The following is a 15,470-nucleotide window of genomic DNA, read 5'->3' on the forward strand; positions in this document are numbered from 1 at the left end:
GTATAGAGGGTAATAACTGTCGCCTTAGACACCGATTAAGACGAGCGGTTAGAAAGACTTGTTGCTTCTCAAAAAAGCTTGATAATCATTTTAAAGTGTTTGATTTGGTGTTCTTTTACATCAATTATGGCTACGTCTGATGCCAGCATACTTTTTAGAACACCACCATTTACTTTAAAACCGAGACAGTGCTATTGGCTATAAACTTTTTGCCGCCTCTGTTACGCCTGCGAACAGCAAGCAAGAAAAAAGCCAACGATTATTTATTAATAACATCAATAAATAATCGCTGACCTTGGTTTTTACGCTATTCAGTATAGAACTGATATAACTATTTACTCTGTGCCAAGCTCCAGTAAGCTAGCATTACCACCGATAGCGGTGGTATTAATGGTTCTTACCCGTTCAGTGACGAAGCGATGGAGATAATCCAGCGTGAGCATCTCCGACAAGCCTTCCATATCAGTAACGCTGATGACTTGGGTTAAAATACCATCAGTGTTGGCAAGCTCTTGGCTGACTGCTTGTACTTCGCTTTGATTACCAGCGACAGCCACTTGTGCAAGCCGATCAATATATAACAGCGTGATCGTTTGCGAGTCATTGGCAACGCTCAACACATCGTCACTGATACCAGTGTCATAGAGAATTTTTGCCGCCTCACTACACATCTCATCTTGGCTAGGGCAATGTAATATCACCTCGTTGCCTGTCAATAGTGCAGCTATGAGCTGCCCTAATACTGCCATTGCTCGAGCAGACTCACCACCAACAACCATGGTTTTGCCACGAGCAGTGACATACAAGTCATTGGTTTCACCAGTTGCGCCAGTCATACGATGCACTTCATCTAATGCCGGAGCAGCGCTCAATAGATGATTAAACAAACGCTTTGCTTTGTTGGCATCACCAGTTAGTAGCGCCAGCTTTGGAATGGCTGCTTGTAGATAGGTTGCGCGATTGACTGCGCCAAGTAATCGCCAAGATTCACAAACCTGGGCATGATTTTTTTTGAATTCAGTCGCCATGTTGCTACTCCTTATGCGAGTTCTGTTGGTGTGGATAATTGGACTTGGTTTTCAGGGGCTGCGGTATTGGTTGCTGACTCAGTACTCAGTTGCATCAGACGCGCCACATAGTGTGGACCGCCCGCTTTAGGGCCAGTACCAGACAGACCACAGCCACCAAATGGCTGGACGTTGACCACCGCACCGATTTGGTTACGGTTGATATAGGTGTTACCCACAAACGCGCGACGCTCGATATGCTCAGCGGTATTTTCAATACGACTATGAATGCCTAGCGTCAGCCCAAAACCTGTTCCGTTAATAGCATCAATGAGCTTATTTAAGTCACGCGCTTGGTAGCGCAGCACGTGCAGAATGGGACCAAAATGCTCACCGCCAATCACATCGATGCTTTTTACTTCAATCGCCGTTGGTAGTACAAAGGTAGACTGCTCTTGACTAACGACTGAGCTAGCACTCATGGGAGTCTGGGCCAAAATAGTGGCCGTCGGCTCAGTACTCATACGCTCGATATGTGCTTCAAGACCTTGTTTGGCATCGCTATCAATGACTGGGCCCACATCTGTGGCCGCATATAGTGGATTACCAACCACCAATTCAGCCATATTACCTTGCAACAGCTCGATCAAGTTATCAGCCATATCTTCTTGTACGCACAAGATTCGGCAGGCTGAACAACGCTGTCCTGCTGAGCCAAAAGCAGACAATACGGCATCTTTGACCACTTGCTCAGGCAGTGCTGTTGAGTCAACAATCATGGCATTCTGTCCACCAGTCTCCGCGATGAGTACCGGCAATTCGCCACTAGACTGTGCATGGTCGTTTAAACTTTGATTGATACGTTGAGCCGTTTGGGTCGAACCAGTAAAGATAACCCCTGCGATATTGTCAGCAGCGGTCAATGCTCCGCCAACGTCGCCCGCGCCTATCACTAACTGCAAAGCTTCTGCTGGTATGCCCGCTTGGTACATCAGTTGGGCGCCAAAATGAGCAATCAGACTGGTCTGCTCAGCAGGTTTCGCTACCACGGTATTGCCTGCTGCCAATGCTGCCATGATTTGACCAGTATAAATGGCCAATGGGAAGTTCCACGGACTGATACAAACGAAAGTACCACGTGCTTTGTAAACTTGACGCGACTGTTTACCAGCCAAATCTGTGAACTCATGAACTTTGGCTTCTAAACGCTCTGCTTCATCAGCATAAAAACGGCAGAAATCGACTGCTTCTTTGATTTCATCAATGCTGTCTTGCATGGTTTTACCCGCTTCGACTTGGCATAGCGCCATCAATTCAGCGTAATTTTCTTCGTACAAGTCAGCTGTTTTTCGCAATAGAGCAGCACGTTTGGCAGCGGGTACATTCTGCCACGCGTTTTGCCCGGCGACCGCCGCATCGATTGCTTGTTGTGCAATATCCGCATTGGCATATTTCACTTCGCCTGCAATCACTTCATGGTTCCAAGGCGCGCGCACAGTTTGGGTCTCGAGCTTATGAGTATCACCATCTGCTTCATAATTATCAATAGCCTTACCATTGATAATAGAAGTCGCTGACCAAGTCTTATGCAAATGACTGTCGATAGCTGCTTTAAACGGTAGCCATTGCGACTCTGTGAATATATTAGGCCCGAAACTGGCACGGCGTTCGCCATAAATATCTAATGGCTGCGGAATATCAGGATTGTGTAAAGTATCATTAGTTAATAGCTTGTCATACGGATGTACGGTCAGTTTATCAATAGGGTAAGACTTATCTAATAACTGATGGACAAACGAGCTGTTGGCACCGTTTTCGAGCAAGCGACGTACTAGATACGGTAGCAAATCTTTGTGTGCACCGACGGGTGCGTAGATACGCACAGGGATTTGATAAGCTTGTAGGATATGATCATAAAGTGCATCGCCCATACCGTGCAGACGCTGGAACTCGAAATCTCTATGCGCACTCATCGTCATAATTGACGCCAGTGTATGCGCGTTATGCGTCGCAAACTGTGGCCAGACTAATCCGCGTAGATGCTCTGATAGTAAGAAGCGCGCACAAGCAAGATAGGCAGTATCTGTGCCTTCTTTACGTGTCCAAACAGGATAGCCTGACAGACCTTTTTGCTGTGCCAATTTAATCTCAGTATCCCAATATGCGCCTTTTACTAGACGTACTGGAATACGGTCGCCAACTTCAGCGGCCAAACTTACCATCCAAGTTAAAATAGCAATGGCACGTTTAGAATAACCCTGCACTACTAGACCCAGACCATCCCAGTTAGCTGTCAAATTATCACGATATAGCAACTCAAATAATTTCAAAGAAATCTCAAGGCGATCGGCTTCTTCGGCATCGATACTTAGGTCGACACTGACCTCGCGTGCGGCTTCTATCAGCAACAAGCAACGTTGGCGTAGTAGCCCTATCACTTGCGCTTCTTGCGTGGCTTCATAGCGCGGATGCAGTGCAGATAACTTGATAGAGACCGATGGCTTTGGCATGCCTTCTTTAACTTTAATACTGGCGGTAGATTTAATCGCATGTAAATAGTCGTTAAAATATTTTTCAGCATCTTTATGCGTAATCGCCGCCTCACCGAGCATATCGAATGAGTAGGTATAACCTTTATTACGATATGGCTGGCTGTTCTTATTGGCGCCTTCGATGGTTTCACCCAATACAAACTGATGCCCCATGATACGCATGGCTTTTTGCATCGCACTGCGAATGACCGGCTCACCCATCTTCTTAGTCATACGATCTAAGAATCCTGACGCTGTGGTATTGTTATCGATACTCACCACACGGCCGGTCATCATCATACCCCATGTTGAGGCGTTGACCATAAAACCATTGTCATTTTTGATATGCTTTTTCCAATCTGCTACACTCATCTTATCGTGAATAAGCGCATCAGCCGTGTAATTGTCTGGTACTCGAATCAAGGCCTCCGCCAAGCTCATCAGCAAAATACCTTCTTGGGTATCGAGGCTGTATTCAAGCAACAATGAATCAACCATTTTTACAGCTTTGCCATCATTACGCACATGCTCGACCAATTGACGAGTCTGCGTGGCGGCATCTTCACGTTCTGCATCACTGGGTTTAGCCAGTGGCAACAAGTCTGTTAACCAGCGTTCTTCGTCCACACTATACAAAGGTGAGATACGTGAAAACAGCTCGTTCGACGACTGACGGAGGTATTCAGGTTTTAATATATCGAGCGGATTAAATAAAATCGGCTCTTGTGGGGTAAATTGGTCCACTGGGTTCATAACAACTCCATAACTATCGTTTAAAAACCATAATAAATGGTGCATTAGGAAGTTTGATTGCCGATAACCAGCATCATCTCTTAATCAATACCTGTTAATTACTACGGTTTTTAGTAGCAATTCATCGATAGTTATTAATCAATAATACAGACAACCATAATCAAAAGACCAAACGGCGCCATCACAAAACGAGAAAATCCAGCATAGGCTGGAAACGGTTAAGTAGGTCGTTTTAATGTTAAACGGGCTACGTTAACAATATAAAGGCAACAACGAACAGCTAAGCGGCATTAGTGCCTTCTTCTTGTTAGTAGTGAAAGGAGGGTAACAGCAATGTTGGCGATCAAAATTAAGTGATATTCTACTCGCTCGAATTGCCGTCTGTATGACGCTAATTCACTGATAAGAAAAACCTCTACGGCGTTGATTGAGGTGATGCGCTTAACGTTGTCATGGTAGCATGAAAAAAAATATCCAACTAACGATTTTACTCATTTTAACCAATCATAATATTGTTTAAAAACAAATAGTTATTGACACCTCTACAAACATGTCACTTTGGTTATAAATTATTGTTTACTAGCACCAATTAATTGGTTTATGAATCAAACACTTGTACACATTTTCAGTAAGATATTTTATTTTTAGGTGTAAAAAACCCTTCTTATCATTGATGATAAGAAGGGTTTAGAGAATAAAACGGTCTGTTACTTCAATGTAAACTTACGCGTTAATTGACCTATTATATAAATATAATTTTGGCTAGTAATACGGCAGTCAATAACCAAACAGCAATACTGATATCAGAGAATTTACCAGCAACGACTTTAATAGCTGTAAAAGTAATGAACCCAAGCGCAATACCGTCAGCAACAGAATAGGTCAATGGGGTGAACAATAGGACTACCACAACTGGTGCCGCTTCCGTTAAATCACTCCAAGAGACATCTTTTAGCGTGGCTATCATCAATACGGCTACATAAAAAATCGCGCCTGCGGTAGCATAGCCTGGAATCATACCAGCGAGTGGTGAGAAGAAAATACTCAGTAAAAACAATACCCCAACGGTTACTGCTACTAAACCTGTACGACCACCTGCCGCGATACCTGACACACTTTCAACAAAACTGGTCGTTGATGACGTACCTAGTAATGTCCCTGCTACCGTTGCTGTTGAATCTGCCAACAGTGCTTTACCCATATTAGGAATTTTACCATCTTTATCCATTAAACCAGCTTGACTGGTCGTCGCAATAAGCGTCCCTGCCGTATCGAATAAATCGACGAATAAGAAAGCAAAAATAACACTAATCATGGCAACGTCGAACGCGCCAGCGATATCAAGCTGCATCAAAGTTGGCGCAATTGATGGCGGTGCAGATATGATACCCGTAAACTGAGTGTTACCCGTTAGTAGGCTGATAAGTGCTACTAGCAAAATACCAATGGTAACCGCACCTGGTACTTTTTTATATGACAGACCGACAATGACGATAAAGCCTAACGCTGCCATTGCAGGTGAAAACGTGGTCATATCGCCAAGTCCAACCAACGTCGCATCATTATTGACGATGATGCCTGCCGTTTGTAGCGAGATAAAGGCTAAGAATGCACCAATACCTGCGACCACACCTTGTTTTAAGCTTTGTGGAATGGCATCAATTATGACTTCACGGATTTTGAATAAGCTTAACAGGATAAAAATACAACCTGACAAGAACACGGCTCCAAGCGCAGTTTGCCACGCATAGCCCATCCCTAAAACGACGCCATAAGTGAAGAAGGCATTAAGTCCCATCCCAGGCGCGAGGGCGACTGGTAAACGAGCATAAAGCCCCATAATAAAACAACCAATCGCAGCAGCAAGACAAGTGGCAACAAACACCGCGCCTTTATCCATACCCGCGTCAGCAAGAACATTAGGGTTAACAAAAATGATGTAGGCCATCGTCAAGAACGTGGTTACACCCGCTAAAATCTCCGTTTTGATCGTGGTGTTTTCACCATTGATCCCAAAATATCGTTCGATTGCGTTCATAAGAGTCGCTTCCAAATTGCAGTAAGTAAATTATCATTATCTAACTGTATTGATAAGTGTCGCTTCCAAATTGCGACGCTCGATGCTGCGTTTAAATCAAACATATAAAAATACACCTAAATTGCGACGATAAATGACGCTTCCAAATTGCGACTGTAAATGACGCTAACAAACTAAGGTTAGAGATGATGCTTTTAATCCTTTAGCCACACATAATTTGGCAAACACAAAACCATCATAAATATGATAGCAACAAGCAATAACATTTTAGTGAAATTGTCTTACAATTTCAATGAATGTAACCACCTTCTAAATACAACAGTGCAAATTAGTTGACCATATCGACAATATTATAAAATAGATACGCTGTCATTGTTTTTTTATAAATATCATTATAAATGTGCTAAATGCACATTTATAATGATATTTATCTGGATTAACAGTACACTAGTGGGTTGATACAAATACGAAAGCACCGTTTCGATTGACTATTATTAATCATCCATGAGTCTCTTACATGCCTGAATCATTAAATATTATCGACCTTATTACTCAAGCAAGCCTGCTGGTTCAGCTCGTAATGGCATTATTATTGTTAGCCTCTTTGCTCAGCTGGGTGATTATTTTTCGTATGAGTGCGCGGCTCGGTACGGCCAAAAACTTCGATCAGCAATTTGAGACTTGGTTTTGGTCAGGTGAAGATTTGGCCAAGCTCTATCAAGGGGTTCAAGGCTCGCCTGAGCGCCAAGGGCTTGAGCAAATCTTTTATGTGGGGTTTTCTGAATACTTAAGAATGCATAAAAAACGTCAGCCTAAAGATGACATCATCGATGGGGTTGAACGTAAACTACGAGTCGGATTGGGTCGTCAGCAGCTATTACTAGAGTCAGGACTAACCACGCTCGCAAGTATCGGCTCAGTGGCGCCTTACGTCGGCTTATTCGGTACCGTTTGGGGCATCATGAATGCATTTTTAGGCTTATCGCAAACTGAGCAAGCGACCCTAGCTGCCGTCGCCCCTGGAATCGCTGAGGCATTGATTGCCACGGCGATGGGTTTGTTTGCCGCTATCCCAGCGGTATTGGCCTATAACCACTTTACCGCTAAGTCCAGCCGCTTGTATGATTCACGAGCGTTATTTTGTGATGAAATGACAGGTATGCTCCAGCGCGAGACCAGTGCAGAAAGCATCGTTAGTAAAGAAACGCAATCTACTGTATCTCAAGTATCGGGTCAGGTATAAGGGCTATGAAACCATGAAACAAAGTCCCTATCGCCGTGAAAAAAAAGCACTCAATGCGGAGATGAATGTCGTTCCCTATATCGACGTGATGTTGGTATTACTCGTCATATTTATGGTCACCGCACCAATGCTGATTACAGGTGTCGATGTTGATTTGCCAAAGGAGCAAACCAACACCGTGAGTCAAAGCCAGCTGCCAGTGATTGTGTCCTTAACCGACAATGGTGAGATTTTTATCAGTTATGAGAATAATGTCGATTTACCCATCAGTGAGCCAGAACTGATTAACACGCTGTCCAATCTACAAAACCAAAGCAGCAATACAGACGCTCAGCCGGTGCAAGTCATGATTAATGCGGATCAAAACAATCAATATGGCGCCATTGTGACGCTCATGGCTACCTTACAACAAGCAGGTATCCAAAAGGTAGGGCTCTTGACAGGGGCTCCCCTACCCACACCTTCATTGTAATGAATCACATTTTTAGTTTAGCTCGTTATAATAAAGTAGATAATTTGATGAACCTTGTCCTCAAATATTATCTTTGAGTGCCCCTACCATGCATAATGCTCCTGGCGTTTACGTGCCGACCAAACCTGAAGGTAATGGACTGACACTGCCTACACTTCTAAGTTTACTTGCTCATGGTCTTGTGATTGGTATATTAATTTATACCAATCACAAGACTGAAATAGAAACGGCAGGTAGTATTGAGACTGTTATGGTCTCGCCTGAACAGCTGGCGGAGATGCAAGGGCAGATATTGGCCAATCGTGCAGCGGCGGCTGAAGCGGCCAGTAGTTTTGCCAGCGCTCCATCAACCGAAGTGTTTGATAGTTCTACTGGCAACAGCAGCCCAGTATCGGCTCAGCCAAGCTCGCAAAAAGTGCCGGTATTTATGAAATCAGAAAGGTCTATAAGCGAAAACCATGACGCAGACATGGAAGCGTTTAATAGACAGATGGAACAAGATGCCAATGATAGAATCCAAGCTCCAAGAGATGAAAAGAATAAAAATCATTTAGCTGAGCAAGAAGAGCTAACTATACTGAAAAAAATAGAAAATAATCCGAAAATTGTTAAGTCTAATGAGGGTAAAATAAAGCTTGCTACTACTAATACAATAAATAACGACCCATTGAATCTAGCAACAGACGGTACATTGAATAATTCTAGTGCTATTGATGGCAGCAAAACTACCAACGATAGTGGTAGTAAAGAGTCAAAACAGCAGTATATCACTAAGATAAGTAACGAAATAAAAAGCAAATACGTATATCCTAGTAATGAATCGGGTCAGACGATAAGACTTGTTATCAAAGTTGATAGGTTTGGCAACGTTGACAAGGTTACAGCAAAAAATGGCAGCGTAGCTTCAAATAAGGCAGCGGAGACGGCGGTAGACTCAGCAAGTCCTTTATCCATCGACTTAAGCAATCCTACAGACTATGAAGATCTAGAAATAACTCTTGTTATACCCAACGCTGTTAGATGAAAGGTATGTCTGAACTCTTATCTACTAGAGCGCAGTCTCATTTCAAAAATGGCGATAAAAATGAGATGAATTGCAGCCAAACGGGGATAATATCGGGATATTAATAAGCTATTTGACGTTGTTTAGCAAAAATTAGCTATTTTTAGTCCATTTAGATAGTATCGTTGGAGTTGAGAACATGCCCTAATAAACAATTCTTGGCTTGGAACTCTTTATATATTAACCTAGAGTAAAATGTGTTTATGGTAAGATATTAACTATCTTTGATTCTCGTATACATCTGCTTACTTAAACCTTGGTCCACTTATGATGCCTTTCAAAATTAATTCACTACTTAAACACTATAAATTTTTTTTATTGGCTCCTTTGCTAATATCGCCAATATACTCAATAGCCGCTCCACTTAAATTTGATATTGTTTTAGATGCGCCAGTCCAACAAAACCAAGTGGCTTTTGTGCCCTTTGCTGGTGACTCTGTGTTGTCACCCATTATCGTAAATGACTTGAGCAAAGAAGGTCTAAAAATTACCAGCCAAAACCTACCGCAGCAGCCGCGTAGTAGTAGCGATCTATCTGGTACCTTACCTGTATGGCAAAATTTAGGCATCCCTTATCTCGTAGTCGGTAGCACGCGTACTAACCGAGGTAAAATCATCACAGATTATGAAGTGATTGATGTTAAATCGGGACGAATTCTTGAGGGCAAGCAAACTTCGACAACAAATAAAGATGCTAATAGTATGCGTCGTGCTGGGCACGTCATTGCTAATAAAATCTATTCATTGATTACTGGTAATCCAGGGGACTTCGAAGGACAAATTGCTTATATCGAAGAGAGTGGCGTTGGTAAAGATAAGGTTTCGCGCTTGAATGTCATGGATGCTGATGGCGAAAACACCAAAACCATCACTAAAGTAACAGGCTCTATCTTTTCGCCAGCGTGGTCGCCCGATGGCAATCGTATCGCTTATTCGATACAACGCGATCAATCCTATCCAGTCATTTATGTACAGAACGTCAGTGGCGGCGCAGCGACGGTCATCACCCCTTATGCCGGTAGCAATTTAAGTCCCTCATTCTCCCCTGATGGCAGTAAAATCCTATTCTCTAGTAGCTTTGAGGGAGATAATGCTGATATTTATGAAATCAACTCAAATGGTGGTGGATTAAGAAAAATTATTGACTGGCCTTCTATTGAGGGACAACCCAATTACGCCACCAATGGCAAGTCTTTCCTTTTTACATCAGGTAAAGAAAATAATAGTAAGCCGCAGATTTATCGTTATGAATTTGGCTCAGGACGTACTACCAAGGTATCAAATAGCGGTTATGCCACCAACCCGCAGTTCAGTAGCGATGGCTCACAAATCGCTTTTTTAAATGGTCGTTCAGCGGCTATTATGAATAGTAGCAACGGAGTCATTGCCGATTTGAGCAATACAGGTATTGATGAAGCACCTAGCTTTTCACCTAGTGGCAGAAATGTAATTTATGCCTCAAAACAAGGCAGTAAAGGCAAACTAACCATTAAATCTTTGAGTAGTGGTCAGTCATTTGATATACCTGTACAAGGCATTGCTCGTTCACCAGTATGGTCAGCCAGTCCAAAATAGAGTATTAAGCTATCCATGATGCAAACTCAAACATAAAAAGCCCCCGATATCAAAATCGGGGGCTTTTTTGTATTTGCTAAAAATGACGAAGTATTTTTATATTAATAACTTCATTCAAAATTATTGGCGAAAAGAGTAAACAATGTTAATCATCACTTGGATCACCAGCTGGTGGATTGGCATGCCGCAGTTCTGCCACATCTTCAGCGGTAACGGTATCGGTAAAACCATTCAAATCGCTGACCACATATTGAGTAACTGCAGCTATCTGCTCATTATTCATCATCCCGTGGAATGACGGCATACCGCGGAAGCCATTAATCAAGATATCAATGATGTAATACTTCGATTGCATTTTGCTATTATTGGCTAATGGCGGATAATAGCCTGCACCGTAAGCACCCTCGCCTTTATGCATATGACAAGCCGCACAAGAGTCGTGATACAGTTTTTTACCATCCGTTGTCACAAAACCATTTGTCCCTTCGAACTTAGCTTCCCACTTAATAATGCTTGGATCATTGTCCATAGTGGGCAGTGAGCTGTCATCAACGATATTGATAGGAGATGCAGCAAGCTCCTCACGACTCATGTAGACCCCACCCCAAGCGCCCGTATTACGGCTCGCTTGATAGTCATTCGTTGTTATACCTTCTTGCTCTTGTTCACTAGCCACCGTCTCTACATCATCTGACTGTTGACTACAACCTAAAAGTGCTGCACTGCTTATCACACTCAGTAACATCGCCGTCAGCAGTTTGGGTGTCATGTTTTTCATGATTGTTTTCTTCACGATTGCATTGTCCATGATAGCCTCTGAATTTTTATAGTTATCCATATTAACCAAGTATTTAACCCAGCATTTTTGCTTTTTGATGTAGGCGCTTTGCGGCATCCATACCAGATAGAATAGCGCCTTCTTGCCATGCTGGAATATGTGAGCAATGCTCGCCCGCTAGTACAATACGGTTATCAATGCTGCACAAAGTGTCGTAATGCTGACGACGAGTTGATTCATTCCAAATCCCATAACAGCCGAGCGTCCATGGGATACGATGCCACACTACTGACGTACCCGCTCGGAACTCTTTTGTATACTGGGGATGAATATATTTACCGTAAGCAAGCGCAACATTGATACGCTCTTTTGGAGTCAGACTATTGAACTTATAAGAGGTTGGACCATAACCATAAGCACCTAATAATACCCCAGGACCATCTTTGAACATATTTTCTGAAGGATAGGCAATCTGCGCAATGGGCATATCGGTATAAGTCAAACCACCATAGATCCACTCATCTTCTTCCCAAAACCGGCGATTGAACTCCAAGCCAACTTTATAAGAGGTCTCATAAGGTACCGCAGCCATTGCTTCTTTCATCGGTTTTGAGACATTAATATCGAGTTGGGTCAGTACCGTTAATGGAATATTACAGACACACCAATCCGCACGTATGGTTTTGGTCGCACCATCTGGACTATTACTATCGACATAATCAACGGTGACACCACTTTCATCTTGATGAATTTTGGTCACTTTTGCATTAAACTCAATCATATCCCGACATTCACGGGTGAATGCGTCACCGATTTTGCCCATACCGCCTACCGGCTGGAACATGGTTGGTTGGTGACCATAGGTCATATGATTGCCATAAATATCTGCCCACATGCCTGAATCTAAGATTTCACTGATAGGCAAAGGCTTTGATGGTTTTGCATTAGGCATTAAACCACCACCGGGAAAGACACTAAAACCACGATGCTTACTAGTCTCATTACTAGCACGGTAACGATAGTCCTTATCGAGCACGCCCCAGCCTTTTAAGCCTTCAAGCAGCTTCTCTTTATCCTCAGTATTGACCGAACGATCAAGACCACCGACGTTAACTGACTTTGACAGTAGTTCAGCCACGTGACCTTGAATATCATTTTTTACATCACCCAGACGCTGCGGTACGCCATCAAAATGAGTACTGCGGTGCAGATAAGCACGATCATTAGTTTGAATAAATGGCTGCATCTCAACGCCGAACTGTTTGCAATAGTGGAAAACAGCATAGTGATGACTGGGCAGACGCCACGGCCCACCATTAAAATAATTACCCTCTTCAAAATCACAGGTAACTTCTTCGCCACCAAGCTCGGTATATTTATCACCACTGTTTAGTGTCCAACTGCGTCCGCCACCACGGTTTTGATATTCGAGCACTTTAACGTTATAGCCTGCTTTACGTAGCTCGTAAGCAGCGGTGAGCCCCCCTAGACCGGCGCCAAGAATAACAATGCTGGCACCAGCAGGGGCACCTTTTAGATCCATTGCTTCCGTAAAAGTGGATTCGGAAGCAAAACCTAAGGTGGTCATTGCCTGATACATCGCAGTTGCCCCAGCGGTTTTACCGATCATCGAGAGCAGTTGGCGACGCGTGGGTGATTGAAGCATGTCTTTCATAATAATGTCCTTGAAGTAGACGTCGTGTATAACGGTAGGCAATCGTCTTTTGCATTTTTACTTTTATTATCAGCTCAGTTTATGTTGAACGTTTGTCTTGCTAAGTCTTAATACACTACCGTTCTAACCTTAATTCTCGCACTGTAATAAGCGTTTAAAACGCCTTTATAAGTTTCTTTGTTTAGCCTTTTATCTAAACAGAGTCAAACTAAGCGCGGCGTTTAGAGCGCAAGATGGCTCGGATGATAAACACAATAATAGCAATCGCTACGATAATACCTATTATCGCCAGTAAGCCTGCATACTTAATCAAGAAAGGCTTATCAACGCCAGTGTTTTCGATGCGATCGACATCATCGGCACTCACATCACTGCTAGCAAGGCCACCAAAATTCACGCGTACATAGTTGGCAATACCAGCGATTTGCTCGCTATTTAACTCGTCTGAAAACCCTGGCATGATGGGCGACGTATTGGTTGCCCCCTCCACACCATGAAGAATCATATTAACCAGTGCATCAGGCTTATCACGGCGAATACTGCTCAGCCCAACGATAGGCGCATAGCGGGCATCAGGCTGACCATAACCGTTAACACCATGACAGCTGCCACAAGCGGCCAGGTATAATGACTCTGGAGAGTTACTGCCATTACCTACTTCCGCTTTTGCCTGCTTCAAATATTCTTTTTGCGCTAGTAAGTCATGCGTGATAGATTCGTTCATTGGCGTTGGCAAGCGCGACACATCTATAGCAGACACTTTATCTTCGGTCTGGATAGCAGGTACCGCTTTTAGGTAGGAAGCAATGGCACTTAAGTCTTCATTTTTTAAGTAGCGTGTACTGTGCGCGACCGCTTCACCCATAGGGCCACCAGCGTAAGCACGTTGATCGAGCTCACCGCTACGCAGATAAGTGACGATATCCTGCTCACTCCAGCTACCGATACCGCTTGACTCATCAGGGGTAATATTTGGCGCATGCCAGTTGCCGAGCTGGGCACCAGATAAGTACTTGCTCTTATCAAAACCCATGGTGCTATTACGCGGCGTATGACAAGTGCCACAGTGCTCTAGATTATTAACCAGATATTCACCGCGTTGTTGCGTTTCATTAAGACCATCACGTTTTTCTGTTGATGGTACGTTGATGGCATTCCAGCCTATCATTAGACTGCGAATATTAAACGGGAATGGTAAATCTGTTTTATGCTTTGGTGCCTGATTAACTGCTGGAACCGTTTGTAAATAGGCAAATAACGCGCTTATATCCTCATCCGTCATACCGTTATAAGAAGGATACGGCATAGCAGGATAAAGCATGTGATTGGGCGCACGGCCTTTTTGTAGGGCGTTTTTGAGATCGGCTTCAGTATAGTTACCAATGCCGTAGCGTTTGGATGGGGTAATATTGGTCGAATAAATATCGCCCATCGGTGTGGCAATCGGTGTATTGCTACCGGTATAATCCTCACCGTGACAGGCCATACAGTCAGCAGCACGGGCAATATATGCACCGCGATTGACCAGATCGCTATTAGCTGGGCTCACCTTAGGAAGGCTAGCACCATCAGCCATTGCGGCGCTGGAGGTAATGCCGATGGCAAGCATCGATAACATCACAGAAAGTGGCTTCATAATATCCTCTTATAGCTGGCATCTAGGGTGTTTTAATAATGGTTAGAGCGTAACATTGCATATTGAACTAAATTTTTATGACGGTTTATTTTTATCATTTAATTGGTAGTCCATTACATTTATAGTCTGTTTTTGATGGATAGTTACTAAAAAATGTCTGCTCACTTCACTAATGTAAGACTATTTCGCCTCTATTACTTAATTAGTAACTCATTACACTCATTTTTTTACAAAAGTTAAAGAACCTATCGATTAACTCCAATTTTGATAAATTAATATATACTTTCATATTATAATAAAAAGACACTTCAATGAATCCGTTAAAAAACAACCATTAAAGAAATATAAAGCTAATATTTAGGCCGTATTATCGATATAATTCTACGAATAACTGCTTAGATTAACACACCAAGTGCAACGCTAAATTATATTATAGAACACCTGATTGGGTGTTTTAAACCCTAAGCGTTTTCTTGGTCTGTTGTTTAGTTTATTCTCAATGTCCTGTATCTCATTATCAGAGACTTGTCTAAAGTCACAACCCTTAGGCAAGAACTCTCTGATTAAGCCGTTAGTATTCTCGTTGGTTCCTCGCTGCCATGACGCATAAGCATCGGCAAAGAAGAAGGAAGTAAAGAGCTTTCGTTTCACCTTCTTATGCTGAGCAAACTCTTTACCATTGTCAGAGGTAATGGTCTT

The 15,470-nt window shown here is 43.0% G+C and carries 12 protein-coding genes; 5 read left to right on the plus strand and 7 right to left on the minus strand.

Translation table 11 applies throughout. The features are described from left to right. On the plus strand, positions 1–140 hold a 140-nt coding region (locus EI161_RS09665), incomplete at its 5' end, for an IS1 family transposase (protein WP_192528726.1). Positions 141–335: 195 nt separating this feature from the next. On the opposite strand, the gene EI161_RS09670 is transcribed toward EI161_RS09665, so the two are convergent. The 3 genes from EI161_RS09670 to EI161_RS09680 form a co-directional block, all read right to left on the minus strand. Next, positions 336–1,028, minus strand: coding sequence for a 1-pyrroline-5-carboxylate dehydrogenase (locus tag EI161_RS09670; protein WP_192524309.1), 693 nt, complete (start codon positions 1,026–1,028; stop codon positions 336–338). Positions 1,029–1,039: 11 nt separating this feature from the next. After that, positions 1,040–4,291: a bifunctional proline dehydrogenase/L-glutamate gamma-semialdehyde dehydrogenase PutA gene (gene putA, locus EI161_RS09675; protein WP_192524310.1), complete on the minus strand. Its 3,252-nt coding sequence runs from the start codon at positions 4,289–4,291 to the stop codon at positions 1,040–1,042. A 742-nt stretch (positions 4,292–5,033) separates the two neighbouring features. Next, entirely contained in the window at positions 5,034–6,329 is a 1,296-nt protein-coding gene (locus EI161_RS09680) for an NCS2 family permease (protein WP_192524311.1), read from the minus strand. A 517-nt stretch (positions 6,330–6,846) separates the two neighbouring features. Here EI161_RS09680 and tolQ point away from each other — a divergent pair. The 4 genes from tolQ to EI161_RS09700 all read left to right on the plus strand — a co-directional run bounded on the left by tolQ (position 6,847) and on the right by EI161_RS09700 (position 10,682). Further along, positions 6,847–7,572, plus strand: a complete 726-nt coding sequence (gene tolQ / locus EI161_RS09685) for a protein TolQ (RefSeq protein ID WP_192524312.1) — start codon at positions 6,847–6,849, stop codon at positions 7,570–7,572. A 13-nt stretch (positions 7,573–7,585) separates the two neighbouring features. Next, on the plus strand, positions 7,586–8,044 hold the full coding sequence (tolR, locus tag EI161_RS09690) for a protein TolR (RefSeq protein WP_192524313.1): 459 nt from the start codon (positions 7,586–7,588) through the stop codon (positions 8,042–8,044). Positions 8,045–8,132: 88 nt separating this feature from the next. Continuing rightward, positions 8,133–9,068, plus strand: a complete 936-nt coding sequence (locus tag EI161_RS09695; RefSeq protein ID WP_192524314.1) for a cell envelope integrity protein TolA — start codon at positions 8,133–8,135, stop codon at positions 9,066–9,068. A 306-nt stretch (positions 9,069–9,374) separates the two neighbouring features. Further along, positions 9,375–10,682, plus strand: coding sequence for a translocation protein TolB (locus EI161_RS09700; protein ID WP_225735324.1), 1,308 nt, complete (start codon positions 9,375–9,377; stop codon positions 10,680–10,682). Between the two features lie 145 nt (positions 10,683–10,827). On the opposite strand, the gene EI161_RS09705 is transcribed toward EI161_RS09700, so the two are convergent. The 4 genes from EI161_RS09705 to EI161_RS09720 all read right to left on the minus strand — a co-directional run. Then, positions 10,828–11,460, minus strand: a complete 633-nt coding sequence (locus tag EI161_RS09705) for a c-type cytochrome (protein WP_413038386.1) — start codon at positions 11,458–11,460, stop codon at positions 10,828–10,830. A gap of 73 nt (positions 11,461–11,533) precedes the next feature. After that, entirely contained in the window at positions 11,534–13,135 is a 1,602-nt protein-coding gene (locus tag EI161_RS09710; protein ID WP_192524316.1) for a flavin monoamine oxidase family protein, read from the minus strand. Between the two features lie 208 nt (positions 13,136–13,343). Further along, complete coding sequence (locus tag EI161_RS09715) at positions 13,344–14,771, minus strand: cytochrome c (RefSeq protein ID WP_192524317.1); 1,428 nt, start codon at positions 14,769–14,771, stop codon at positions 13,344–13,346. 420 nt (positions 14,772–15,191) lie between these two features. Next, positions 15,192–15,470, minus strand: a 279-nt coding sequence (locus EI161_RS09720; RefSeq protein ID WP_192524318.1) for an IS30 family transposase, incomplete at its 5' end; no start/stop codon positions are given.

Source organism: Psychrobacter sp. FME5, assembly GCF_014861375.1.
In the GTDB taxonomy this organism is placed as follows: Bacteria; Pseudomonadota; Gammaproteobacteria; order Pseudomonadales; family Moraxellaceae; genus Psychrobacter.

Excerpts from the sequence above, each read along its gene's own strand:
- EI161_RS09705 (WP_413038386.1), bottom strand. The coding sequence starts at position 11,460 with ATGAAAAACATGACACCCAAACTGCTGACGGCGATGTTACTGAGTGTG.
- EI161_RS09710 (WP_192524316.1), bottom strand. The coding sequence starts at position 13,135 with ATGAAAGACATGCTTCAATCACCCACGCGTCGCCAACTGCTCTCGATG.
- EI161_RS09715 (WP_192524317.1), bottom strand. The coding sequence starts at position 14,771 with ATGAAGCCACTTTCTGTGATGTTATCGATGCTTGCCATCGGCATTACC.
- tolR (WP_192524313.1), top strand. The coding sequence starts at position 7,586 with ATGAAACAAAGTCCCTATCGCCGTGAAAAAAAAGCACTCAATGCGGAG.
- putA (WP_192524310.1), bottom strand. The coding sequence starts at position 4,291 with ATGAACCCAGTGGACCAATTTACCCCACAAGAGCCGATTTTATTTAAT.
- EI161_RS09670 (WP_192524309.1), bottom strand. The coding sequence starts at position 1,028 with ATGGCGACTGAATTCAAAAAAAATCATGCCCAGGTTTGTGAATCTTGG.
- EI161_RS09680 (WP_192524311.1), bottom strand. The coding sequence starts at position 6,329 with ATGAACGCAATCGAACGATATTTTGGGATCAATGGTGAAAACACCACG.
- EI161_RS09700 (WP_225735324.1), top strand. The coding sequence starts at position 9,375 with ATGATGCCTTTCAAAATTAATTCACTACTTAAACACTATAAATTTTTT.
- EI161_RS09695 (WP_192524314.1), top strand. The coding sequence starts at position 8,133 with ATGCATAATGCTCCTGGCGTTTACGTGCCGACCAAACCTGAAGGTAAT.
- tolQ (WP_192524312.1), top strand. The coding sequence starts at position 6,847 with ATGCCTGAATCATTAAATATTATCGACCTTATTACTCAAGCAAGCCTG.